General features: G+C 52.3%; 18 protein-coding genes and 3 pseudogenes. 13 read left to right on the forward strand and 8 right to left on the reverse strand.

Annotated features, from left to right (window positions below; translation table 11 throughout):
- Window positions 1–67: 67 nt before the first annotated feature.
- From ACZ1HV_RS03005 to ACZ1HV_RS03025, 5 genes and pseudogenes are all read left to right on the forward strand, one after another.
- Window positions 68–511 (forward strand): MarR family winged helix-turn-helix transcriptional regulator, encoded by a 444-nt coding sequence (locus ACZ1HV_RS03005; protein WP_472717278.1) that lies wholly within the window; start codon window positions 68–70, stop codon window positions 509–511.
- A gap of 1,066 nt (window positions 512–1,577) precedes the next feature.
- Entirely contained in the window at window positions 1,578–2,177 is a 600-nt protein-coding gene (locus ACZ1HV_RS03010) for a hypothetical protein (protein WP_298816376.1), read from the forward strand.
- A 284-nt stretch (window positions 2,178–2,461) separates the two neighbouring features.
- Window positions 2,462–3,757, forward strand: a complete 1,296-nt coding sequence (locus ACZ1HV_RS03015) for an NAD(P)/FAD-dependent oxidoreductase (protein ID WP_472717279.1) — start codon at window positions 2,462–2,464, stop codon at window positions 3,755–3,757.
- A complete protein-coding gene (locus ACZ1HV_RS03020; RefSeq protein ID WP_472717280.1) occupies window positions 3,754–4,605 on the forward strand; it encodes a DUF1365 domain-containing protein in 852 nt (283 codons plus the stop codon). Before ACZ1HV_RS03015 ends, ACZ1HV_RS03020 begins: the two co-directional genes overlap by 4 nt.
- Window positions 4,598–5,855, forward strand: a pseudogene (locus ACZ1HV_RS03025) (class I SAM-dependent methyltransferase). The gene ACZ1HV_RS03020 and the pseudogene ACZ1HV_RS03025 overlap by 8 nt, the downstream one beginning before the upstream one ends.
- A 35-nt stretch (window positions 5,856–5,890) precedes the next feature.
- Here ACZ1HV_RS03025 and ACZ1HV_RS03030 read toward each other — a convergent pair.
- Window positions 5,891–6,697, reverse strand: coding sequence for an SDR family NAD(P)-dependent oxidoreductase (locus ACZ1HV_RS03030; protein WP_472717281.1), 807 nt, complete (start codon window positions 6,695–6,697; stop codon window positions 5,891–5,893).
- A gap of 67 nt (window positions 6,698–6,764) precedes the next feature.
- Window positions 6,765–7,400 carry a ChrR family anti-sigma-E factor gene (locus ACZ1HV_RS03035; RefSeq protein ID WP_472718396.1) on the reverse strand — a complete coding sequence of 212 codons (636 nt, stop codon included), beginning with the start codon at window positions 7,398–7,400 and terminating at the stop codon, window positions 6,765–6,767.
- A gap of 338 nt (window positions 7,401–7,738) precedes the next feature.
- Between ACZ1HV_RS03035 and ACZ1HV_RS03040 the strand changes: the two genes are divergently transcribed.
- The 7 genes from ACZ1HV_RS03040 (at window position 7,739) to sseA (ending at window position 14,799) form a co-directional block, all read left to right on the forward strand.
- On the forward strand, window positions 7,739–8,773 hold the full coding sequence (locus ACZ1HV_RS03040; RefSeq protein ID WP_472717282.1) for a cysteine synthase A: 1,035 nt from the start codon (window positions 7,739–7,741) through the stop codon (window positions 8,771–8,773).
- Between the two features lie 29 nt (window positions 8,774–8,802).
- On the forward strand, window positions 8,803–10,317 hold the full coding sequence (cls, locus tag ACZ1HV_RS03045) for a cardiolipin synthase (RefSeq protein ID WP_298816361.1): 1,515 nt from the start codon (window positions 8,803–8,805) through the stop codon (window positions 10,315–10,317).
- 745 nt (window positions 10,318–11,062) lie between these two features.
- Window positions 11,063–11,707 (forward strand): LysE family translocator, encoded by a 645-nt coding sequence (locus ACZ1HV_RS03050; RefSeq protein WP_472717283.1) that lies wholly within the window; start codon window positions 11,063–11,065, stop codon window positions 11,705–11,707.
- Window positions 11,707–12,633, forward strand: coding sequence for an NAD(P)/FAD-dependent oxidoreductase (locus ACZ1HV_RS03055; RefSeq protein ID WP_472717284.1), 927 nt, complete (start codon window positions 11,707–11,709; stop codon window positions 12,631–12,633). Before ACZ1HV_RS03050 ends, ACZ1HV_RS03055 begins: the two co-directional genes overlap by 1 nt.
- A 99-nt stretch (window positions 12,634–12,732) precedes the next feature.
- The gene (locus ACZ1HV_RS03060; protein ID WP_472717285.1) at window positions 12,733–13,449 is read left to right on the forward strand and encodes an alanyl-tRNA editing protein; all 717 of its coding nucleotides are present in this window, start codon (window positions 12,733–12,735) and stop codon (window positions 13,447–13,449) included.
- 21 nt (window positions 13,450–13,470) lie between these two features.
- Window positions 13,471–13,944 (forward strand): GFA family protein, encoded by a 474-nt coding sequence (locus tag ACZ1HV_RS03065; RefSeq protein WP_298964026.1) that lies wholly within the window; start codon window positions 13,471–13,473, stop codon window positions 13,942–13,944.
- 9 nt (window positions 13,945–13,953) lie between these two features.
- Window positions 13,954–14,799, forward strand: a complete 846-nt coding sequence (gene sseA, locus ACZ1HV_RS03070) for a 3-mercaptopyruvate sulfurtransferase (protein WP_472717286.1) — start codon at window positions 13,954–13,956, stop codon at window positions 14,797–14,799.
- 18 nt (window positions 14,800–14,817) lie between these two features.
- Here the strand turns inward: sseA and ACZ1HV_RS03075 are convergent, their stop codons facing one another.
- Together ACZ1HV_RS03075 and ACZ1HV_RS03080 are read right to left on the reverse strand one after the other, a co-directional pair.
- A complete protein-coding gene (locus tag ACZ1HV_RS03075) occupies window positions 14,818–16,164 on the reverse strand; it encodes a globin-coupled sensor protein (RefSeq protein ID WP_298820636.1) in 1,347 nt (448 codons plus the stop codon).
- A 279-nt stretch (window positions 16,165–16,443) separates the two neighbouring features.
- On the reverse strand, window positions 16,444–17,256 hold the full coding sequence (locus tag ACZ1HV_RS03080) for an HD domain-containing protein (protein ID WP_472717287.1): 813 nt from the start codon (window positions 17,254–17,256) through the stop codon (window positions 16,444–16,446).
- Between the two features lie 71 nt (window positions 17,257–17,327).
- Between ACZ1HV_RS03080 and ACZ1HV_RS03085 the strand changes: the two genes are divergently transcribed.
- The gene (locus ACZ1HV_RS03085) at window positions 17,328–17,975 is read left to right on the forward strand and encodes a TetR/AcrR family transcriptional regulator (RefSeq protein WP_472717288.1); all 648 of its coding nucleotides are present in this window, start codon (window positions 17,328–17,330) and stop codon (window positions 17,973–17,975) included.
- Here ACZ1HV_RS03085 and ACZ1HV_RS03090 read toward each other — a convergent pair.
- The 4 genes and pseudogenes from ACZ1HV_RS03090 to ACZ1HV_RS03105 all read right to left on the reverse strand — a co-directional run bounded on the left by ACZ1HV_RS03090 (window position 17,972) and on the right by ACZ1HV_RS03105 (window position 21,932).
- Window positions 17,972–18,633 (reverse strand): annotated as a pseudogene (locus tag ACZ1HV_RS03090) (TIGR02117 family protein). The gene ACZ1HV_RS03085 and the pseudogene ACZ1HV_RS03090 sit on opposite strands and share 4 nt — an antisense overlap.
- A gap of 56 nt (window positions 18,634–18,689) precedes the next feature.
- Window positions 18,690–19,493 carry an amino acid ABC transporter ATP-binding protein gene (locus ACZ1HV_RS03095; protein ID WP_152501981.1) on the reverse strand — a complete coding sequence of 268 codons (804 nt, stop codon included), beginning with the start codon at window positions 19,491–19,493 and terminating at the stop codon, window positions 18,690–18,692.
- A gap of 69 nt (window positions 19,494–19,562) precedes the next feature.
- Window positions 19,563–20,714 carry an amino acid ABC transporter permease gene (locus tag ACZ1HV_RS03100; RefSeq protein ID WP_298820645.1) on the reverse strand — a complete coding sequence of 384 codons (1,152 nt, stop codon included), beginning with the start codon at window positions 20,712–20,714 and terminating at the stop codon, window positions 19,563–19,565.
- Window positions 20,715–20,727: 13 nt separating this feature from the next.
- Window positions 20,728–21,932 (reverse strand): annotated as a pseudogene (locus ACZ1HV_RS03105) (amino acid ABC transporter permease).
- Window positions 21,933–22,157 lie beyond the last annotated feature (225 nt).

Raw genomic sequence — 22,157 nt, forward strand, 5'->3', positions numbered from 1 at the left:
TTGTTTTGCAAGAATCTCCCGCGGTGTTACCAATTTGGTTTCACACCAAACCAAGGGCCTGAACCCATTGTCCAATCGAGCCAAATCGAATGAAAGACCGAAGATCAGATTAGACAACCAATTGTGCTTCGCCCTTTACACGGCCTCGAACACAGTCGGACAGCATTACCAGACACTCCTCAAGGCCCATGACATTACCTACTCGCAATATCTGGTTTTGATGGCATTGGCAGAAGAAGATGGAATCTCGATTTCTGAGCTTGCCAGTCGCTTGGAAGTGTCAAAGGCTACTATGACACCGATGCTTCGTAGACTGGAGGTCAAAGGCCTCCTGACCCGCGAGATTCAAGAAGGAAACGAACGCCAGAAAATCATTGCACTGACAGACGAAGGCCATAGCGCCTGGGCCAAGTGCTGTGAAGTTTCATTGGACGTATTTGAACGTACCGGCTTGTCCACGGATGAAGCGCAAGAAGTCATACGAATCTGCGCAAAAATTGCTCGTAAGTAGCTATGACGACCAAAAAGCGCATTCGCTGAGACTGCACCTTCAAATTCCTTTAGGCGCCGCCTTGCTCTCAGGAACGAGATAAATGTCTTTTGCAATCTGTCCGTGTAGATTCTTGCAAGGGAATCCGGCCGGTGTTTTGAAAACGGGCAATGACTTAGATTTTGAAGACTTGAAATGCAACAAAACTGCAAACAATTCAGTTTCGCCTAACTTTCCGGCGCAATTAATTAAGGCCGCAAAAAAATGCAACAGCATTGAACAAATATCTCATTCCTCTTTGTTTTCCGTGATTTAGTTGCCAGATTATGGACACAAAAAATCCACATCCGATTTTTCATTGTTAGTTCTGACAGGGTTGAATGTGACTGAGCACTCATTTCTGTTGAATTTGTAGAACAAATTTGGCAGGTGGGTTCTCTTCTCCACACACCTAAAAATTCGTTTCGAAATCGATACTTCGCCTTCGGCCTGAACACTCAAGCGGCTCCGAAATAATAACGCCGCAACTCAGGTTTAGAGGGTCAAACGGGATCACGACACGTCACCCCATCGATCTTGTGTTCCCGCGACAGCTCCGCCGGCCCTTTCCGGCGGAGTTTTCATTTGAAGACTTTTGATTTCTATGGTGCTCACTAGCATGCCCTTTGCTCGGGCAAAGAAGTGCCTCCGCACTGAGACAGCCGTGGCAAATTAGGTAAAGATAACTGACCCGTAATTGCGTAAAACTTACTGTCATCGACCATTGTAAATTGGTCACAGTCAAGAAGATTACGCTACGTATATTGTCATTTTTTACAGGTCAATTTAGCTCACAAACCCGTGACGCATCTTGAATTGACCCCTTCGGACCACACTTATTAACTGAAAGTAACTGGAATCGACCGATTTTGTGATCTTTATTACACTTAATTGCGAGATTGTGGTGCGATAATGGCTAAATCGTGACCGTGCGATTGGGGCGCATCCGCAACAGACGGAATTGCCGAAAAGGCTGAAGAGTCCAAAAGGACCAAAACAAAGTCTCAGGCACGGTGAAATAGAGTTGTATTTGCCTTGGGAGGCGAACATGCAACGGAATACCAGAGCAGGAACATTTGCGCTTGGACTCATCCTCGCATTGGCGGGAAGCGCAGCCGCGGCACCGTTACCTCAGGAAACGATAAATTTGCCTGAAGACCGTCTGGCGGTCACAGTAGCGTCGGCCTCACTGGATCAAATGGACCCACTTGAAAGTGAGCTCACGATCTGGGTTGGCGAAATCGAACTTGACGGCCGTAAGGCGGTTTGGGTCGAACTGATCGATTCTTACGGCGAGGTCATATACGATTCAGAAGTCAGCACGAACGAGACACACCTGCTTCCTGACGGACGCGCTGTTGTTGTTCGCGCGATGGACCAGAATACCGTCGTAGCCGGCAAAGATGAATCAAGGCTCGTGAACGAAGGGGCGTTGACCGTGACCCGCCGTGTCGTCAATGACGGGCTGGATGCCACCACGGTCGAATTGATCGAGACCGGCGAGGAGCCGGATCCGAAAACAGGCCCCATGCTTCATGTTGCCGACTTCGGACAAATGGTGTGGAACAAGGTGGTCGCATTCTTCGATGCCGCCAAGGTCCGCGTTGAGGTTGCCTGGAACTGGATTGTGGATACGATCCAGGCTTGATAGCCGAACACATTACTCAAGCCGCCTGAGAAAGTCTGGCTTGCTGACCCGGTAAAAAGATCGCCCGATCAAATTTTGATCGGGCGTTTTTTGTTGTCAGGCCGACCCTTACGTCGATCCCCCATGCAACCTTGTTGTTCAAACTCAATCACAAAAATATATTAAAATTCATTGGCCTGCGTGATCCGCGCTTCTTTGAGAGCCGTAAGTGGGTAAGAAAACAAAAACAGTTTCACCATGGCGAGAACCTTCAGAGGCCTGCCCAGTCACAAAAAGGAACAAACATGCGGATTGCCGTCATCGGCTCCGGTATTTCCGGAAACAGCGCAGCTTGGGCACTAAGCGATAGGCACGATGTAGTTTTGTATGAGAAGCGGACCCGCCCTGGGGGGCACAGCGCGACAGAAGACATTGACTATGACGGGACCAAGATGTCCGTCGACACAGGTTTTATTGTCTACAACGAGCTTAACTACCCCAATTTCACAGCCTTACTTGATCATCTTGGTGTAGCCAGTGAAATCAGCGATATGAGCTTTGCTCTGTCCGCTGACAACGGCCAACTGGAATGGTCAGGCGACTCTATCAATTCCATATTTGCGCAGCGCAAGAACCTCTTCTCCCCTCGCTTTTTGAGCATGTTGCGTGACATATTTCGTTTCAACAAGGCTTCGGTTGAAGACTTGAAAGCCGGACGCCTTTCTGGAAAGACCCTCGGCGGCTATCTGGAAGAAGAACGATATTCGAGCGGCTTCATCAATGACTATCTGCTCGCGATGGGGGCAGCTATCTGGTCGACGCCGATCAATGAAATGCGCGCCTATCCTGCAGAAAGCTTTGTCGCCTTCTTCGACAATCATCGGCTGCTTTCCACCGACAGGCCGCTCTGGCGCACGATTTCCGGCGGCAGCCGGAATTATGTCAGCCGCCTGATCGCGCCCCTGGCTGGGAAAATCCGGTTGGGAACTCCTGTCACCAAGATCCTTCGGAAAGACGGGCAAGTTGTCGTCACAGATACCACCGGCCATACGGATGTGTTTGATCATGTGATTCTTGCGAGCCACACGGATCAAAGCCTGGAAATGCTCGGCGACCCAAGCCCGGAAGAACGCGAAATACTTGGATCAATCCGGTATCGTCCGAATGAAGTCTACCTGCACCGCGATGAGGCCCTGATGCCCAAGAACAAACGCGTGTGGGCGTCGTGGAACTACATGTCAGACCGTGAAGCGGGAGAAACACGCGACGTAACGGTGAGCTATTGGATGAACCGACTTCAGAACATTGACCGGAGCAAGCCGGTGTTTGTGACGCTCAACCCGTTCGAAGCTCCGGACGAAGACAAGACGTTTGCCAAGTACATTTATGATCACCCACAATTCGATGCGTCTGCGTTGGCGGCAAAAAAACGTCTGGGAGACATCCAAGGCGTCAGGAACACTTGGTATTGTGGTGCCTGGGGTGGCCATGGCTTCCATGAAGATGGGCTCTCGTCGGGCCTGCGCGTCGCCAGATCGCTTGGAGCACAATTGCCCTGGGAACGTCAGGACAGTGACAAGTTTCTGGAAGCCGCCGAATGACCTCATCGCGGAACAATCGGTTACGCGACAATGGGCCTGCGCCTGAGAGCGCCGTCTCGCTCTACCCTGGTTCGGTAATGCATCATCGTATGAAACCGAAGGTGCACAGGTTCAACTATCGTGTCTTCTCGATGTTGTTGGACCTGGACCGGTTGGAGGAAGCGTCGCGACGCAGCTGGCTCTTTTCAGTCGACAAATTCAACTTGCTGTCGTTTCACCGGAAAGACCACGGTCCGCGTGATGGAAGCTGTCTTAGACGGCACATAGAAAACCTCTTGGCAGATCAGGGCATCGCCGCTCCCAAAAGGATATTGCTTCTGGCATATCCTCGTCTGTTTGGTTACGGCTTCAACCCCTTGAGTGTCTACTACGCCTACGACGAAGACGAGACGCTGACCGGTGTGGTCTATGAAGTGCGCAACACGTTTGGAGGTCTGCACACTTATGCTCTGCCCGTGGAAACGGGCCAGATGTCCGACGCCGGCGTTCGGCAGACCCAGCGTAAAGAATTTTATGTGTCTCCCTTCTTGAGCATGCAGCAGTTCTATTTCTTCAGGATGCTTCCTCCGGGCGAGAGCGTTCGCGTTCGCATTCTGGAAAAGGACACCAAAGGTCCAATTCTTTCGGCAACATTTTCCGGAGAAAGAAAGAAGTTCACGACAGCTTCCATACTTGGAGAATGCCTGCGGGTTCCATTTCTGACGTTCAAAATCATGGCCGCCATCCATTGGGAAGCCTTTAAAATTTGGCGGAAGCGTGTACCATTTCACTCTCGGCCCGCGCAAGATGCATTGGATGGGGGGCCGGACCGGCACAACCGCCACGCCTCGCTGGCATCAAATGAATAACATTTCAAGAGGTTCTGCGATGAGTAGTGAGCCTATTGTCCTGACACAAGAAAACCTTCGCAGCGAGTTGAAGGGCACTCCCCGCCTCGCTCGAATGGCAGCAAATCTTGCAGTCAAGATCCGCTATGGTTCTTTGGAAGTTCAGTTTCCCGATGGTCGCCGTTATCTGATTGAGGGCCGTGAAACCGGGCCGCACGGCGTCTTGAAGATCCATAACTGGCGTTTTTTCAGAATGGTCGTGCAAGCTGGCGATGTCGGGGTCGGTGAGGCCTTCATGGCCGGTTACTGGTCGTCACCCGATGTAACGACCTTTCTCGAGGTTTTTTGCATCAATCAGGAATCCACCCTGGAAGCCCTGCAAGGTCGGCCGTTCTCACGCTTCCTGCTTTCTCTTCGTCATTGGCTGAACGCCAATACGAAACGTGGATCGAAACGGAATATTTCCGCGCATTACGATCTTGGAAACGCGTTCTACAAGGAATGGCTCGACCCTTCGATGACCTATTCCTCGGCAATTTATAGCAATGAAACCAACAATCTGGAGCAAGCGCAGGCAGAAAAATATGCCTCGCTTGTTCGGCAAACGGGCATTCGTCCGGAGCACCAGGTCCTGGAGATCGGGTGCGGCTGGGGAGGTTTTGCGGAACACGTCGCAAAAACCGTTGGAGCCCACGTAAAGGCTCTGACCATTTCGCAACAACAGTTCGACTATGCGCGCGAACGTATCTACAAGGCAGGCCTCAATGAGAAAGTCGATGTCGTATTCCAGGATTATCGGGATGAACGCGGCGTCTACGACCGGATAGCTTCAATCGAAATGTTTGAAGCCGTTGGCGAAAAATACTGGCCGACCTATTTCGAACAGCTTTCCAAGTGTCTGAAGCCCGGTGGCAAAGCAGGTCTGCAGATCATTACCATTCAAGACAAGATGTTTGAGGATTACAGACGCGGAACCGACTTCATTCAGCGCTACATTTTCCCTGGCGGAATGTTGCCCCCCTGGCAGACTGAGAGAAATCGGCAAGTCACTCGGGCTCGATCTCGAAGACCAGACGATTTTCGGTCAGGACTATGCACGCACACTGGCCGAGTGGCGCTACAGTTTCCGCCAGGCCTGGCCAAAAATCCGCCCTCTTGGCTTCGACGAGCGTTTCAAGCGTTTGTGGGAGTTCTATCTTCACTATTGTGAGGCCGGGTTCAGGTCAGGCAACATCGATGTACGCCAGATGGTTTACGTGAAAGCGTCCTGACCAATATCCCACAGGAAAAATGAAAAGGCCGGGTCTTACCCGGCCTCTTTTTTGTTCCAACCCGTCGCGCGCGACATAAAGGCAAAATAGAGCCGATAAGGCAAAAGTTTCAAAAACTTGAGCTGAAATACAAAGATCGAAGGAAACGCTATTTCAAAGCGTTTGCTGTTTTGCAGACCTTCCCTAATTTTCTGTACCGCCTGTTCAACCGTAATGAGATGCGGCATCGGGAAAGGGTTTGAACGTGTTGCCGGAGTGTCGACAAAACCCGGGTTGACGACTTGAATGCGAATACCAGCCCGATCAAGATCGAATTTCAGGGACTCCGCGAGGTTTATCAGTCCTGCTTTGGTGGCCCCATAGGCCGCGGAGGTCGGTAGGCCGTTATAACCGGCAACAGACGAAACGACGGCGATCTGCCCCCTTCCCTCCGACTTCATCGCTTCAATCACAGGCAACAGGACATTGACTGTGCCCATCAGATTGATGTCGAAACTCTTCTTGAAAGCAGATGCTTCCGCCTTCAGACCATCTTGGGGCAGATAGACGCCGGCATTGGCAATCATCAAGGCTATTTTTCCGAAACCGGCCAGGATCGATTTACAGATGTCGGACATTGATTGCGTATCAGAGACATCACCGGGATAAGGGTGGATGGAACCAGGCAAGTTCTGCGCCTGGACGGAAAGTGCATCAAGTTCTTTCGAAGATCTGGCAGTGACCGCCACTGTCCATCCGGACCGGGCCAGATCAAGCGCGAGCTCTTTACCGATGCCCGAACTTGCGCCCGTAACCCACGCACAGCCGTCATCCGGTTTCGCAACGTAGTTTTGATTTCTCAAGTTGAACTCTCCAAGCGTTTACACTGTTTACGCAAAACGCCTGGCGAGTGGATCTGAATATGTGAAATTATCGCATGAAAGGTGCGAACCAGCGGCCCACAGGTCCGGTAAGCTCCAGCCGACCAGCGGTCACAGCAAAGCAAATGCAGTCTTCGCCTTCATCGGCGATGGGCTTGTGGTCGACATCGCCGTCAGCAAAGGCAACATCGCCAGAAACATAATGGCCGTCCTCGTCCCTGAACCCGCCTTTGAGCACAAGGGTCAATTCGGTTCCATGGTGTGTATGCGAGGGCATTGCGCGCCCGGCACGCACCCACAGAAGACTGCTCACACAGCCGTCGATTTCACCAAACTTGCATTCCTTGACGCCAGGAAGGAGTGTTTTCCAAGGAAGCTTGTCCATGGAAGTTCCGACAATAGACAGGAGCGATTCGGGAACATCACCCGCGTCTTCCGAATGCACGCCCGAAAGTGGGGCGTTGTCATTCAGCAGCGTGTCATCACCACTGAAAATTGCAGACAAAGCCGCGTCGCGATTTGAAAGATCGATCGGCGCGGCATCGTCAAGCCCGACCCCGGCAAGGGTTTCCAGGGATGAAACATAGCCACGATTGCGGTCGCTCAATTCCAAGTGCGCGCCGACGAGGGCTTGTGCTGGATAGGACAGACTTCCAGCCGCATATCCGGCTAGCAGCTCATCCATCCCAGTCACATTTTTTTCCATTACCGCTCTCATATATTTCCGCGAGCCCAGGTTGCTTTGTGTCCAATACGCGCAACAACCTTTCCTAGATCATTGTCTACACCATAAATACCCGATTCAAAATCTTGATCTAGATGGGCATGAGAACAACTCGGCGGCGACTTTCAATCATTCCGGAAAATTTTGACTGAGAATTTCCCGCCATTTGTGGCATTCCACGCCCAAAGTCTTACATAGAATCTTGAACAAGCTCCTCAGGAGCTTTAGCGTCCGAAGCTCACCGCAAGACTATTGGCCGGTTCATTCGAACTGCCCAATTCAGCCAGGAATAGTATTAAATGTCTGTGTCCGTTTCAGTTGTTGATGCGATCGGCAACACGCCTCTTATCCGACTCAAGGCCCTTTCAGATGAGACGGGCTGCGAAATTCTTGGCAAAGCTGAATTTATGAACCCCGGGCAGTCGGTCAAGGATCGTCCCGCGCGTCAGATGATTTTGGAGGCAGAGGCTCGCGGAGACCTTAAACCGGGAGGTGTGATCGTCGAGGGCACTGCCGGCAACACCGGAATCGGTCTTGCGCTCGTTGCGAGTGCGAGAGGATACCGATCGGTCATCGTTATTCCTGAAACGCAGAGCCAGGAGAAGAAAGACATGCTCCGCCTTTGCGGAGCAGAGCTCGTCGAAGTTCCTGCAAAGCCATTCAAGGACCCTAACAACTATCAGCATGTCGCCCGCCGTCTGGCTGAGGACATGGCAAAGAGCGAGCCAAATGGGGTGATCTTCGCGGACCAGTGGAACAACCTGGACAATCGCAAAGCCCACTATTTGACAACCGGCCCTGAAATTCTTTCCCAAACGGACGGCAAGGTAGACGGGTTCATTTGCGCCGTTGGTTCCGGCGGAACCTTGGGCGGCGTTTCGAAGTTTCTTCAGGAAAACAAGCCTGGCATCGTCATCGGTTGTGCAGATCCGCGTGGTGCGGCAATGCAATCTCTTTTCACAACCGGTGAGGCCGTTGCTTCCGAGGGAGGTTCAATCTCCGAGGGAATTGGTCTTGGCCGCAAGACGGTAATCGTCGGCGATCTCAAGATCGACCACGCCTATACAATTCCTGACGAGGAAGCGATGCCCCTGGTGTTCGATGTTGCCGAGAAAGAAGGCCTACTTCTTGGCGGCTCAAGTGCCATCAATCTTGCCGGTGCGCGGCGCCTGGCCAAGGAAATGGGACCAGGAAAAACTATTGTGACCATCTTGTGCGATCACGGAACACGGTATCAGTCAAAACTCTATAACCCTGAGTTCTTGAGATCGAAGAACCTGCCTGTCCCCGATTGGCTAGATCGAACCATTGACATCACCCCACCGTTTGCATGACGAGCTTGCACTTTTGAGATTGACGACAAATGGAGCCGGAACCCCAAGCGCTGGATAGGGATGGAGCTGCGGCCGAGACTGTCATCCAGGATGCTGTAACGGATATCAGCATTCTGGATGTGGTTGCCAACAACCTTGGACTGGTCGCAGCTTTTGTCGCTTTGATCTATATAACGGCAGGTATTTGCGCCGTTCGAGAGGTCATGAACTCAAGGACATCCCAAGGATCCGTCGCCTGGCTTCTGTCCCTGTTTTTCATTCCCTATATTACTGTGCCGCTCTATTTCGTTTTTGGTTGGCGCTCCTTTGCAGACTACGCGAAGATCCAGGCAACGCTTGGTCGTGCTGAACGCGCGCGTCGCGCCGACGAACTTGGATTGACAGACCACGAAGAAACAAGGGACTGGCCCGTTCTTTCTCGTGTTGCCGGTGTTCCATTTCTGGCGGGCAATAAGACAAGGCTCCTGATTGATGGAACAGCTACGTTTTCGGCGATCAAACAGGCCATCGAAGAGGCCAACCATAGTATCTTTTTCCAATTTTTTGCCATTCATGACGATGAGCTCGGCCGGGAGATGGCCGACGCTTTGATTGCTCGTGCGAAGGACGGATTGAAAGTCTGTTTTCTTTACGACGATGTGGGAAGCCATTCTCTTTCGAACGAATTCATCGTTCGCCTGCAAGAGGCTGGGGTCAAGGTTTGCGGGTTCAACGAAAATCACCGTTTTTTGCGCCTACTTGGACCGATGCGCCTGAACTATCGCAACCACCGAAAACTGGTTGTTACCGATTTCAGGGTTGCCTTCGTCGGCGGACACAATGTTGCGGACCAGTATGTCGGGCGAAGCAAATGGTTTGGCCATTGGCGCGACACACATGTCAGCGTTGAAGGTCCTGCTGCGGTTGCCTGCGCCCTGTCCTTCGTCGAAGACTGGCTTTGGGCAAGCGGTGAACGCATCGAGTTGCCCCAAGTCACCGAAATACCTATGCCTGGAGACGAATCCGTTCTTGTCATGCCGACCGGGCCGGCCGACAAACTGGAAGAGTGCGCCATCGCATTTGTCGAGGCTGCCGCGCAGGCGAAACAACGATTTTGGATCACAACACCCTATCTCGTGCCGTCGCTTGATGTCCAAACAGCGCTATGTTCCGCGGCCATGCGCGGCGTTGATGTTCGCATATTGCTGCCTGAAAAGCGTGACCACTGGACGGTGTGGCTGGCAAGCCATGCATACGAGCACATCCTCGTGCAACGCGGCGTCAAGGTGTATCGCTATTCGGAGGGCTTCCTGCATCAGAAGGTAACTTTGATGGACGAAGACCTGGTTTCAATTGGCACAGTAAATTTCGACAATCGTTCATTTCAGATCAATTTTGAACTCACGCTCTGGTTCACCCATGAACGAACAATTCGAAACGTAGAGAGCATGCTCGAAACTGATTTTCAAAATGCCCGACTGACCTGGCCTGACGCCTTTCAGTCTCGCAGTTACGTTTTTCAGGTACTGGCTCAGGGCGCACGTCTCCTGTCGCCAATTTTGTAATTTTCACCCCGACCGGCATAAAAACTGACGCGTTAACGGAATCTGTGAGACCAGATTCATTCAATTTTAAATGGGTTGTATTCAGGTTGCACAATCCATTTTTGATTGAGGTTTTCATGAGAGTATTTTTATCTTTCCTCGCCCTAATGCTTGCAGGGCCGTTTTTCTTTTTCACGGACGGATCCATCGTCAAGGATTTGAAATTAAAAACGGAAACACTCTCTCCTGCTTACATACCGACTGAAAATCGGCGATGCAGGTCTAGTATGTTCATCTTTCATCATTGCAGCTACAACTATGTCTTTCAGCAAGAAGAGTTGGATCAGCAATACTTCTTTCTTTCGTTTGGAGCACCCGAGACCGTGACACTGATGCGCGGAGATCTCGACGGGCGGAATTACCTCGGACGTCGGGCAAGACTACCTCTTTAACCGCATCGCAACGGCGGTCGCTCTTCCGCTCTTCGCACTGATTGTGCTCATCAGAAGTCTGGTTGGTACAAAATCTCGATCAAGGACACCAGTGCCGCCACTGCCCAGCCCTGATTACCAGGTTCCTTCAGCAGCGCCGCCACCAACACATGCTGCCCGTCGAACCCAATTCGGAAAGCGTCGATGAAAGTTCGGAGCAACACCGTCCGTGTTCGTGACTGGCTGATGCAAAGGTAAGAGGGTCAGCAGGTGCAAGCGTCCCCTATTGTCTGATACGTTGGCGGGGTTGCAACCGTTGCACCGCAGGTAAAACCATGACTTTTGTACCGGACACGACCACTTTGCTCGCCTTTTCGGCTGCGGCATTGATCTTGACCATAACGCCCGGGCCAGACATGACCCTGTTCATGAGCAAAACGCTCACACAGGGTCGCCGCGCGGGCCTAATCGCCGTTTTCGGTGTTACCGTCGGCCTTGTCATCCATACTATTCTAGCCGCAGTGGGCGTTTCGGCATTGCTAGCTGCTTCCCAGCTTGCCTTTACTCTTTTGAAGATTGTGGGAGCCGCCTATCTCATCTGGCTTGCCTACCGAACACTTCGCCATGGCTCATCGCTCGCAATCGAGTCTGCCGGAGCAAAGACGCAACCTTTTTTGCAGATCTGGCTGCAAGGTCTTGGCGTCAACATACTCAATCCGAAGATCGTATTGTTTTTTGTGACTTTCCTGCCCCAATTCATAAGCGCAAGTGATCCGAATGCCGTGGGAAAATTACTGTTTCTCGGCGCTTATTTTGTTTTGCTCGGAATGCCAATTTGTACACTGATGGTGCTCGGTGCCGGTACATTCGCTGGCTTTTTGAAGTCATCTCCAAAAGCGATGCGCTTTTTCGACTGGGCGTTCGCCGGAATCATGGGCAGTTTTGCAATCAAACTCCTGATTGCAAAGACAAATAACTGATGCCTTTCTCCAAAACAGAAACAACGACAGTTGCCATACTGGGCTCCGGACCTTCCGGGCTCGCCTGTGCGCTAACGCTCTCCCGGTCAATGGTGGACACGACTGTCATTTCTTCGGAAGACACACCGCCTCGAAACACTGCCTCTCCTTTTGTCGCTGCCCTGCCCGGCATGGACCGCAACTCTCCTGCAGACGTTCGCGCCTCAATACGCGAAGACATTCTTTCCTATCCGTTCGCCCGTTTTATAGATAGCGATGCAACTGCAATTCAGATCCACGAAACCGGATTTAAACTCAACCTTGTGGACGGTTCCTCTGTTATTGCCGAAAAAGTCCTGCTCGCGACCGGGATGATCGACATCTTTCCAGAAGTTGCCAACCTGGCCGACTATTGGGGATCCAGCATAATCAACTGCCCGTTTTGCCATGGATATGAATGGAGAAACAAGCGATGGGGCATCTACGCCGATCGTCAGGAGGTGCTCGATGCAGCCGAAGTTTATCGGCATTGGTCAACTGATTTGACATATTTTATAGACCCTTCGCTGCATCTGACGGCAGAGCGTCGTGCTCAGTTTGAAGGTCTCGGCATCATTATATGTGACACGCTCCCAGATACGGTCAAAGGCAAAGACGGATCGCTGATTGAAGCGGTATTTTCCGATGGGCACAAAATCGCTATCGACTGCATGCTGGTATATCCTTTTCAGAGACAGACGGATGTGGTCAAAGCGCTGGATTTGCAGCTCACACCTGACGGCTATGCTGGTGTCGATGATGGTTACAGAACTTCCGTGGCCGGCATCTATGCGGCCGGAGACATGATTTATGCCGGTCACCAGAATACGCCAACAGCGTTGCATATGGGAAACATGGCAGCAGCGGCCATTGTTATGGATCTAAGTTTCAAAAATGACATGCAGTAGCCTGAGCCACGCTCGCGCCACGGGCAACTCTATCCGAATCCAATTGCCACACCATCCGGCATCTGATGATCTACTAGTCGGGAATATCGGGATACACACATGACGACACCTTTGTTTCGTGACGACGCCTATCTACGAACATGCGAAGCCAAGGTTACCGGCATAAATGAGCGGGGCGGCATTTTGCTGGACCGCTCCGTATTTTATGCCACAGGCGGAGGCCAGCCTGGCGATTGCGGATACCTGGAGCTTGACGATGGCAACCGGATCGACATTGCCACAACAGTTTTTGACGATGACCGGACGACAATCGTCCACGTGCCGAATGCAGATCAGGCTGTCCCTCCTGAAGGATCGATCGTGACAGCACACATAGACTGGCCCAGGCGCTATCGCCTCATGCGAATGCACACCGCGTTGCATCTTCTTTCAGTGGCTCTACCTTTTCCTGTTACAGGTGGGCAGATTGGCGACACTGAAGGTCGGCTTGATTTCGACATGGGCACTGAAACCATCGACAAGGACACGCTTTTGGAAGCACTGAACAATCTGGCGGGACGTGATCACACGGTGACAAGTGAATGGATCACAGATGCTGAACTCGAAGCCAATCCTGGCCTCGTCAAAACGATGTCTGTGAAACCTCCCAAGGGCTCGGGCAAAGTGCGTCTGGTCAGGATCGGTTCTGATATAGACCTGCAACCCTGTGGGGGAACGCATGTCAGCCGAACTTCGGAGATTGGTGAGCTGGCGCTCGGAAAGATTGAGAACAAGGGCAAGCAGAACAGACGTGTACGAATTCGTCTGGTGGACTGATCACCCTGATTGGATAGCAACATGAAACTATCAGGCAGCTGTCAATGCGGCTCCATCAGATTTGAGATGGAGAGCAAAACGCCTTACCCCTATATGCGCTGTTACTGTTCCATCTGCCGGAAGGTCGGTGGCAGTGGGGGCTATGCTATAAACCTCTTGGCAGAGGCCAACAGCCTGGAAATACTTGGGGCTGATGCAAAGGGTGTCTACAGCGCTGTTGTCGATGGCAAGGCGAGCCCCGCAGAGCGACATTTTTGCAAGTCCTGTGGCTCGCATCTTTGGCTTTGGGATCCACGCTGGCCGGATCTGATCCACCCTCATGCTGGGGCCATAGACACACCATTGCCAACTCCGCCTGAAACCTTGCACATGATGCTTGAATTCAAAGCTGACTGGATTGTTGTGCCAGACGGTCCCGGACATGTGCACTTTCAGCGTTATCCAGACCTCTCGATTGAAGACTGGCACAAATCCCACGGCCTTTACGAAGACTGAGATGCACTCATGACCGAACACCCGCTTGTTTCAACCCAATGGCTTGCCGACAACCTTACTTCACCCGATTTGGTAGTGGTCAACGCCTGGATGCCGCCGGTTACCCACCCTGATGCGCCACCGGTCTATCCGAACGCCCATATTCCGGGATCGGTCTTCTTCGATGTCAACGAAATCTGCGACAAGAATTCCGAGCTTCCGCACATGCTGCCCGCCCCGCATGTCTTTTCATCCGCGATGCGGAAGCTGGGAATTGGTGATGGCCAAACCTTGGTCGTTTATGATGATTTCGGATTTTATTCTGCCCCTCGCGTCTGGTGGACCTTGCGAACAATGGGCGCAGAACGGGTCTTCGTGCTGGACGGCGGTTTTCCAAAATGGCGGGCAGAAGGACGTGCCGAAGAAGACAAGGAACAACGGCGGGTTCAGAGCCATTTCACATCGCGTCTGAACCACGGTGCGGTGGCAGATCTTGCCGGCATCAAAGCTGCCCTTGAAACAGGTTCCAGGCAGGTTCTCGATGCCCGGTCTTTCGACCGCTTCAATGGCAGGGCCCCGGAACCCCGTATTGGGCTGCGTTCTGGCCACATGCCAGGGGCATTCAATCTGCCTTTCACCCAATTGATCAGTGAAGATGGTACTTTCAATGACCGAGCCAGCCTCGAAACGGCCTTTCAAAATGCTGGCATAGACCTGGAAAAACCCGTGACGACGACGTGTGGTTCAGGTGTAACTGCTGCAATATTGACCCTGGCACTTTCTATTTTGGGAACACGGGACCTAGCTCTCTATGACGGCTCCTGGGCGGAATGGGGAAGCCGTGAAGACGTTGACGTTGCCACCAATACGGACTGATTGCGGCAAGTTTGCTTCTCAAGTTCCCGTGTCCGCTTTCAGCTCCTCGAAGAAGGCTCTGATTTCCAATGAAATTGAACTGGCACTGGTGTTGACCTTTTCAGCCGCTTGCAAAAACTGGGCGGCCGCCTTGTCGGACGTTCCAATGGCCATGCCGACGCCCGATATATTTTCGTCGAGTTCCTTAGCCCCCGAAGACACCGACTGTATGCTTTCGGATATCTCCCTGGTTGCCGCCCCCTGCTCCTCGACAGCAGCAGCGATTGACGCGGTCATTTCGTCCAACTGCCTGACGACTTCCGAAATCGAATGAATTGAAGCAACGGAACTTTCTGTCGATGATTGGATTTCCGCAACTTGTTGGCTGATCTCCTCAGTCGCCTTCGCGGTTTGTTCTGCCAACGTCTTCACCTCACTTGCCACAACTGCAAATCCGCGTCCTGCATCTCCAGCTCGAGCAGCTTCAATCGTCGCATTGAGAGCGAGAAGGTTTGTCTGTTCGGCGATGGCCTGGATGAGACCCACGACATCACCAATTTTCTGAGCTGCACCTGCAAGACTTGATACCTTGAGACTGGATTGCTCGGTTCCGCCTGCTGCTTGACTAGCGATCTCAGATGCACCCGTTATTTGCTTGGCTATTTCCTGTATCGAACTGGAAAGTTCTTCCGTGGCACTTGCGACGGTTTGGACGCTTAAGCTGGTGTTTTTTGCCGCCGCTTCCGCTGCAGAAACCTGGTCCAATGCGGACGCCGACACAGATGTCAATTCTTCCGCTTGACCGGCGACGATCCGAGCACCCTCGTCAGCGTCCTCCAGCGGCGTTTGCACTTTACCTTGAAAGCTTTCAATCGCTTCGTTCAACCGAGCGGTTTGTGCTTCCCGAATTTGCAGCAACCGTTCCTCGTAAGTCGAGATTGCCAATTCCATATCGAGCATCACGGCCGTTGTCACGGCATCCAGCAAATGGTTCACATCGCTGAACCCGTGGCGATATTTTTTAATAAGCCCCGCGTGAAGGCGCGTCAGAACAAATCTATAGCCGGCAATGTACCACCTGGGTTCCAATCCAATACGACAATGCACATGGCCTATTTTGTTGATGCTGTCTTGGTAGTCCTGGTCAAAGCCCGACAAGAAAAGCTTTTCCCAATGGCTCTTTTGAGCCGAGACCAGGCGCGGTTGCATGTCTCCTACCAGTTCAGCCAGTTTTGGCTGTCCCTTCAGATGCACATAAAAATCATCCAGGATCGAATCCAATGCCGGCCTTATCACCGGCCAAATTTTTTGAAGAGTTCTGATCGTGCTTTGGTCGATCTGTGCAAATTCTAGTCGGATCGCAAATTCGTCTGTCACGGATTGCATGTTGGATAACCCCTCTAACCAACACAACTTCACCGTGCAAAATTGAATAAACCATAAATTGTATTTTTAATGGATATTTTTCACAATAGTTTCGCAGCAAAACATCAATTCATGACTGTCAATTTTCGTTATCAAGAATTTAGATACTACCTTGACACAACCAGATTCTACTCACTCGTTTTGGCAGTTTTCTGCGCTTTCGATTCGTTTTAGATGAAGCTTTCCGGACAACAAATAACCGATTTCATATAGCTAGCGCTCGCAATTTCCACCAGCTGCCTAAACTTCCTTTGGTTGCATTTTTCTACGGTGCTGGGACGTGCTCTTGTCTTTGTGGTTGAGCCGAATGAGAAAGTCCGCTCGCGTTCCCGCAAGATGATGACCAGGCCAAATTTCAAGGTCGTCGATCAGGTTTCCCTTTGGCTGCTCAGCAAAAATCTGTTTTTGGGTGAGACTCGACAGCCTCCGGCGCCCAAGGCCGAAAACATCACACATGGCGCCACGTGAAAGCAAATGCGCTTCGACGCCGTGTAACCGTTTGCTGACGTAGCCATTCAAATGCAAGCCGATAGCATCGGCGATTTTCCTGATTTTCGCCCGATCATGTCCTTTGCCCACCAAATGCTCTTTGCAGCGATCCGCTCCATAAACCACGAAACAACAATCACCCGGTTCCGATGCCCTGTCTCTTGCAAGCCCAACATCGTGCAGAATGGCCGCCGAAAACAGCAACTCAAGGTCCGTATCAAACCCCGCACGATTTCCAAACAACACCGCCCAATAGTAAGTGCGCCAGCTGTGACGCATTAGTTCCATGCCCTGGACATCATCTGCGAAATCAAATGCATCTCGGGTGAGTGCTGTGTCTGGTGGCTGCAGACCATCGAGATCCATTCCAAACGCACTTAGTAGCCCTGCCCGCTCCTTGAGAGCATCAACGGTCTCGAGCAAAGCCATCCGGCCGAGATTACCCAAAACCTGAATTTTTTCCAGGCGCGTGAGACGCCCATGACTGAAATCACCAAGGCGTTTACCCCACGAAACGGTGCCCATATGGTCGTTCGATATTGCGGGTTCACAGTTTATGTTCATGCGGCTCTCCTTTTTTGTACCGTATCGCATATAAATAGACATGTCGAACTTTTTGTGCGAAACAGTAAAAAATGAAAACACTCACCAAACGCGGCCGTCCGCGAAAATTTGATGAAGAACAAACCCTTGATCTGATCATGCAGGTCTTCTGGCAACATGGATATTCGGCAACCAGCCTTGACCAGATCGCCGAGGCAACGGGACTGAACAGACCCAGTCTCTACGCTGCATTCGGCACCAAGAAAGACATGTTTCTGAAATCGATTGAGCGCTTCGCAGATCGTATGGAAGCCCATCTGCGTGATGCAGGCTCTCAAGCGACTGGCGTCAATGCACGCATGAAAGACATCATGGCGGCTGCAGTGGATCTTTACACCGGGAAGAGTGACCTTACCGGTGCCGCCCATGGATGCCTTGCAATATCCACGCTCCCTTCGGAAGCATTGCAGGACTCGGATTTTCAGTTGGCGCTTGGAAATGTTCTTCTGCGTATGGACACCGGTTTTGCGCGCCTGATTTTGCGAGAATCCAAAGGCGCGGTGCGTGAAGCTCATGCGAAAGAAATTGCGCAACACCTGGCGCTGGTACTCCACGGACTGTCGATCCGCGCGCGTGCTGGAGAGAACCCTGAAAAATTGAAGCGATTGTCTTCCAGCGCCGTCGACAGGCTGATATCCGCCCAGGCCTCAGCTTTTTCTGATGAAGACCGCCACCCCTAAAAATGATTGTGCAAGTCCAGTGACCAATTCAGGGTCATCGGAAGGGGTGTCCAGGTTCCCGTTTGCAGACCCGCTGTTCGAAGAACCCTGGCGGTCCAGGTATTGCAGCCAAGCAAAGCGTTAAAACCGCCCTTGGCGGAGAAAAAATATCGTGTGCATCATATGCAGCGTTCGGTATGGGTATCGGATCGCCGTTTTTATCTAACTCGAAACTCAACCTGATGCTGTCCAGCAACCGGTCAAATTCGATTTCTGAAAGATGCACCTCGCGGACGCTTTCCAACTCAACCGATATGGGCCCTGTTCTCCTTACATGCATGACTGACTTGTCCCAGGTCAGCGCATCGATCACCGGGCCAGGCTTGAGATGCCCCCAGGTTGGTGTCTCAACATAGAAAGATCGCCCTCCCCAACCGAAGACAACCCAGAAAACACCCTGAAAATCGAGCGCCAACCCAGCGTCGGAAACGAATGAAAAGGCCTCAAGAACATCCGGGTCGGCAGGCAGAGCAATGTCTGTATGGATCGGATTGGACAGCACCAGAATTGTCCGTTTCTTATCCGGGTCACGGGCCTCTGTCTGGATTGACTCAAAAAGGGTCTCGGAACAAGCGTTCCGAGACCCATCAGTATTACCAGTAGAATGCAAACCAGGCATAGACCTCCGATGGCACGCCTGATCAGTAAAGACATTCTTCCCAATTCCAGCCCATATCAGTGGTGCAGGATCTGGCTCAGGAACAGTTTCGTCCGCTCATGCTGCGGATTGGTGAAGAAGTCTTCAGGTTCGTTCTGCTCAACAATCTGGCCCGCGTCCATGAAAATCACGCGGTTTGCGACTTTCCGTGCAAAGCCCATTTCGTGGGTCACACAAAGCATCGTCATACCTTCTTCGGCAAGACCGACCATCACGTCCAACACTTCCTTGATCATTTCCGGATCGAGAGCAGACGTCGGCTCATCAAAAAGCATGATCTTCGGGTTCATACACAAGGATCGCGCAATAGCCACGCGCTGCTGCTGACCACCTGACAACTGCCCTGGATACTTCAAGGCCTGTTCAGGGATCTTGACGCGTTCCAGGTAGTGCATCGCGATGTCTTCAGCTTCCTTCTTCGGCATCTTACGCACCCAGATCGGAGCCAGCGTGCAGTTTTCAAGGATGGTCAGGTGAGGAAACAGGTTGAAGTGCTGGAAACACATGCCGACTTCCCGACGAATTTCGTCGATCTTCTTGAGATCGTCCGTCAGCTCAATGCCATCGACAATAATTTGCCCGGCCTGGTGCTCCTCCAAACGGTTGATGCAACGGATCATGGTCGACTTGCCTGAGCCAGAAGGCCCGCAAATGACAATCCGCTCGCCGCGCATCACCTTCAGATGAATGTCACGCAGAACGTGGAAGTCACCATACCACTTGTTCATGTTCTTGATTTCGATTGCGACATCCGTTTCGGAAATCTGCATCTTGGAACGATCGGCGGCGATCTCTTCCGGGTTTACTGCATTCTCAGTCATGAGACTTTACTCCATGAGTGTCTTTTGGCCGGGGCGCTGCGGTCTGGCGCGCGCCCCGGAAACTCGGTCCTAGCGTTTGTGTCCTGTGTGCAGTTTGTTCTCCATAAAGATGGAGTACCGCGACATGCCGAAGCAGAATATGAAGAACACAATGGCTGCAAAGAGATAGCCGGTATGGCCCTGGCTTGGTGTCGACCAGGTCGGATCCGTGAAGGACGACTGGATCTGACCAAGAAGATCGAACATGCCGACGATCAAGACCAGCGTGGTGTCTTTGAACAGACCGATAAACGTGTTCACGATGCCCGGGATCACCAGTTTCAAGGCCTGTGGCAAAACGATGAGATACATCATCGGCCAGAACCGCAGTCCTAGTGCCATCGCACCTTCATACTGCCCCTTGGGAATAGCCTGCAGACCACCGCGAACCACTTCTGCCATGTAAGCTGCAGAGAACAATGTCACGCCGATCAGAACGCGCAACAACTTGTCGAAGGTTACACCTTCCGGCAGGAACAGTGGCAGCATCACGGAAGACATGAACAAAACCGTGATGAGCGGGACACCGCGCCAGAACTCGATGAAGATGATGGAGACCATCTTGATGATCGGCATTTTTGACCGACGACCGAGCGCGAGCGCAATCCCGAGGGGCAGCGAGGCAACGATACCCGTCACCGCGATGACGAGCGTAACGAGCAACCCTCCCCAACGGGCTGTTTCAACGATCGGCAAGATCACGGAACCACCAATGACCAGACCGGTCAACAGGAAGTAGGCCACGATCGGGAAGACCACCAGAAACAGGATCGCATTGGTACGCTTGAACGGAGCGCTCGGCCAGGCAAGCGGCACCAGAAGCAGAACGAACAACGCGTAGACGACATTAACCCGCCAGATTTCGTCTGTCGGATACCGACCGTAGATAAACTGCGGAAAATAGGCCTTAACGTAGGCCCAACAGGCACCGCCATGCGCACCATCCTGCGGAAGGCACGCCTCGCGGTTTTCACCGTTCCAGACTGCGTCGACAATCGCAAACTGGATGAAGGGCGCCACGATCGAATAGGCAATCAGAATGCCGATGACCGTCAAAATGGTGTTGCTTATGGATGAGAACAGGTTCTGCCGCATCCATCCGATAACACCGGTGGTCGAGACCGGCGCCGGCAACAGCGGCGCCTCCTCTGTCCTTATATGGAACATTTTTGTGTCTGACATGATCAAGCGCTCCTTAACGTTCCACGAGCGCCATGCGCTGGTTGTACCAGTTCATGAAGGCGGATGTGAGCAAGCTGAGCGATAGGTAAACTGCCATCCAGATACCGATGATTTCGATTGCCTGACCTGTCTGGTTCAGAACCGTGCCGCCGACGGACACGAGGTCCGGGAAGGCAATGGCAACCGCCAGAGAAGAGTTCTTGGTCAGGTTCAGATACTGACTGGTCAGCGGCGGAATGATCACGCGCATTGCCTGCGGGATGACGACCAGACGCAAGGTCGGACCATTGCGCAGCCCCAGTGCATGAGCAGCTTCCGTCTGGCCATGCGAGACCGCCTGAATGCCGGCACGCACGATCTCGGCGATAAAGGCGGCGGTGTAGATTGCAAGAGCTGCCGTCAGAGCCAGAAACTCCGGAATGACATTGATGCCGACGTTCAACTCAAAACCGCGACGCAGGATCGGCCCGGTTTCAACGAAGTTGGGATGCTCCCAATACATCGGCATGCCCATAACCAGATATGCTATGAACGGCAGACCGACGATGAGGCCAACAGCAGTCCAGAACATCGGAAACTGCTGCCCAGTGGCTTCCTGACGCTTGCGGGCCCAGTTGGAAACGACAACTGATGCGATGATGGCCACGATCAGCGCAATACCGATCATATGGGAACCAGTTTCCCAGATCGGCTTTGGCAATCTCATGCCACCAATATTCAGGTGAAAGGTGTCAAACAGCGACCACTTTTCCCGCTTTCCTGGAACAGCGCGCAAAACCGCGAAGTACCAAAAAAGATCTGCAGCAGCAGAGGGACATTTCTGACAAGCTCAACATAGCAATATGCCAACCGGTTGATGACCCAGTTGTTGGAGAGCCGTGCAATCCCGATGACAAAACCAAAGATCGTGGCGAAGAAGATGCCGACAACGGCGACAAGAATAGTGTTGAAGAGACCGACCAGAAGGGCCGTGCCGTAACTTGATGTTTCCGAATAGGGAAACAAAGACTGAATAATGCCGAAACCGGCAGTGTTTTCCAGAAATCCCCAACCCGAGGCAATGTTTTGCCGTTCCAGGTTGGCTATCGTGTTCGTAACGATGACGTATCCCAAAGTCACCAACGCGACGATCAATACCAATTGGTAAAAAAGGCCACGGGCTTTGGGATCGTTCAACAGCGAAGCACGCGCCGGCGCCCCCGCCGAGTCCTGCTCCATTACTGACATAGAACCTCGCCCAAGTTGTCACGAAAGAGCCCGGCGCGAAGCCTCACCTCCAACGTGTCCATATCTGCTTCACGTCTTGCGCTGTTGCGCTCCCCAGTCGGCGAAAGCAGATTGTTCCCCCACGCGTTACTGGATTATTCCAGTTTTGATGCGCGGAATTTATTGAGGGTTCCGGCAGCAAACCGCCGGAACCCCTAAAATCCTCAAATCATAAGA

It is taken from the genome of Roseibium sp. JB4-4, assembly GCF_055693425.1.

Excerpts from the sequence above, each read along its gene's own strand:
- ACZ1HV_RS03010 (WP_298816376.1), top strand. The coding sequence starts at position 1,578 with ATGCAACGGAATACCAGAGCAGGAACATTTGCGCTTGGACTCATCCTC.
- ACZ1HV_RS03015 (WP_472717279.1), top strand. The coding sequence starts at position 2,462 with ATGCGGATTGCCGTCATCGGCTCCGGTATTTCCGGAAACAGCGCAGCT.
- ACZ1HV_RS03020 (WP_472717280.1), top strand. The coding sequence starts at position 3,754 with ATGACCTCATCGCGGAACAATCGGTTACGCGACAATGGGCCTGCGCCT.
- ACZ1HV_RS03035 (WP_472718396.1), bottom strand. The coding sequence starts at position 7,400 with ATGGATGAGCTGCTAGCCGGATATGCGGCTGGAAGTCTGTCCTATCCA.
- ACZ1HV_RS03040 (WP_472717282.1), top strand. The coding sequence starts at position 7,739 with ATGTCTGTGTCCGTTTCAGTTGTTGATGCGATCGGCAACACGCCTCTT.
- cls (WP_298816361.1), top strand. The coding sequence starts at position 8,803 with ATGGAGCCGGAACCCCAAGCGCTGGATAGGGATGGAGCTGCGGCCGAG.
- ACZ1HV_RS03050 (WP_472717283.1), top strand. The coding sequence starts at position 11,063 with ATGACTTTTGTACCGGACACGACCACTTTGCTCGCCTTTTCGGCTGCG.
- ACZ1HV_RS03055 (WP_472717284.1), top strand. The coding sequence starts at position 11,707 with ATGCCTTTCTCCAAAACAGAAACAACGACAGTTGCCATACTGGGCTCC.
- ACZ1HV_RS03060 (WP_472717285.1), top strand. The coding sequence starts at position 12,733 with ATGACGACACCTTTGTTTCGTGACGACGCCTATCTACGAACATGCGAA.
- ACZ1HV_RS03065 (WP_298964026.1), top strand. The coding sequence starts at position 13,471 with ATGAAACTATCAGGCAGCTGTCAATGCGGCTCCATCAGATTTGAGATG.
- sseA (WP_472717286.1), top strand. The coding sequence starts at position 13,954 with ATGACCGAACACCCGCTTGTTTCAACCCAATGGCTTGCCGACAACCTT.
- ACZ1HV_RS03075 (WP_298820636.1), bottom strand. The coding sequence starts at position 16,164 with ATGCAATCCGTGACAGACGAATTTGCGATCCGACTAGAATTTGCACAG.
- ACZ1HV_RS03080 (WP_472717287.1), bottom strand. The coding sequence starts at position 17,256 with ATGAACATAAACTGTGAACCCGCAATATCGAACGACCATATGGGCACC.
- ACZ1HV_RS03085 (WP_472717288.1), top strand. The coding sequence starts at position 17,328 with ATGAAAACACTCACCAAACGCGGCCGTCCGCGAAAATTTGATGAAGAA.
- ACZ1HV_RS03095 (WP_152501981.1), bottom strand. The coding sequence starts at position 19,493 with ATGACTGAGAATGCAGTAAACCCGGAAGAGATCGCCGCCGATCGTTCC.
- ACZ1HV_RS03100 (WP_298820645.1), bottom strand. The coding sequence starts at position 20,714 with ATGTCAGACACAAAAATGTTCCATATAAGGACAGAGGAGGCGCCGCTG.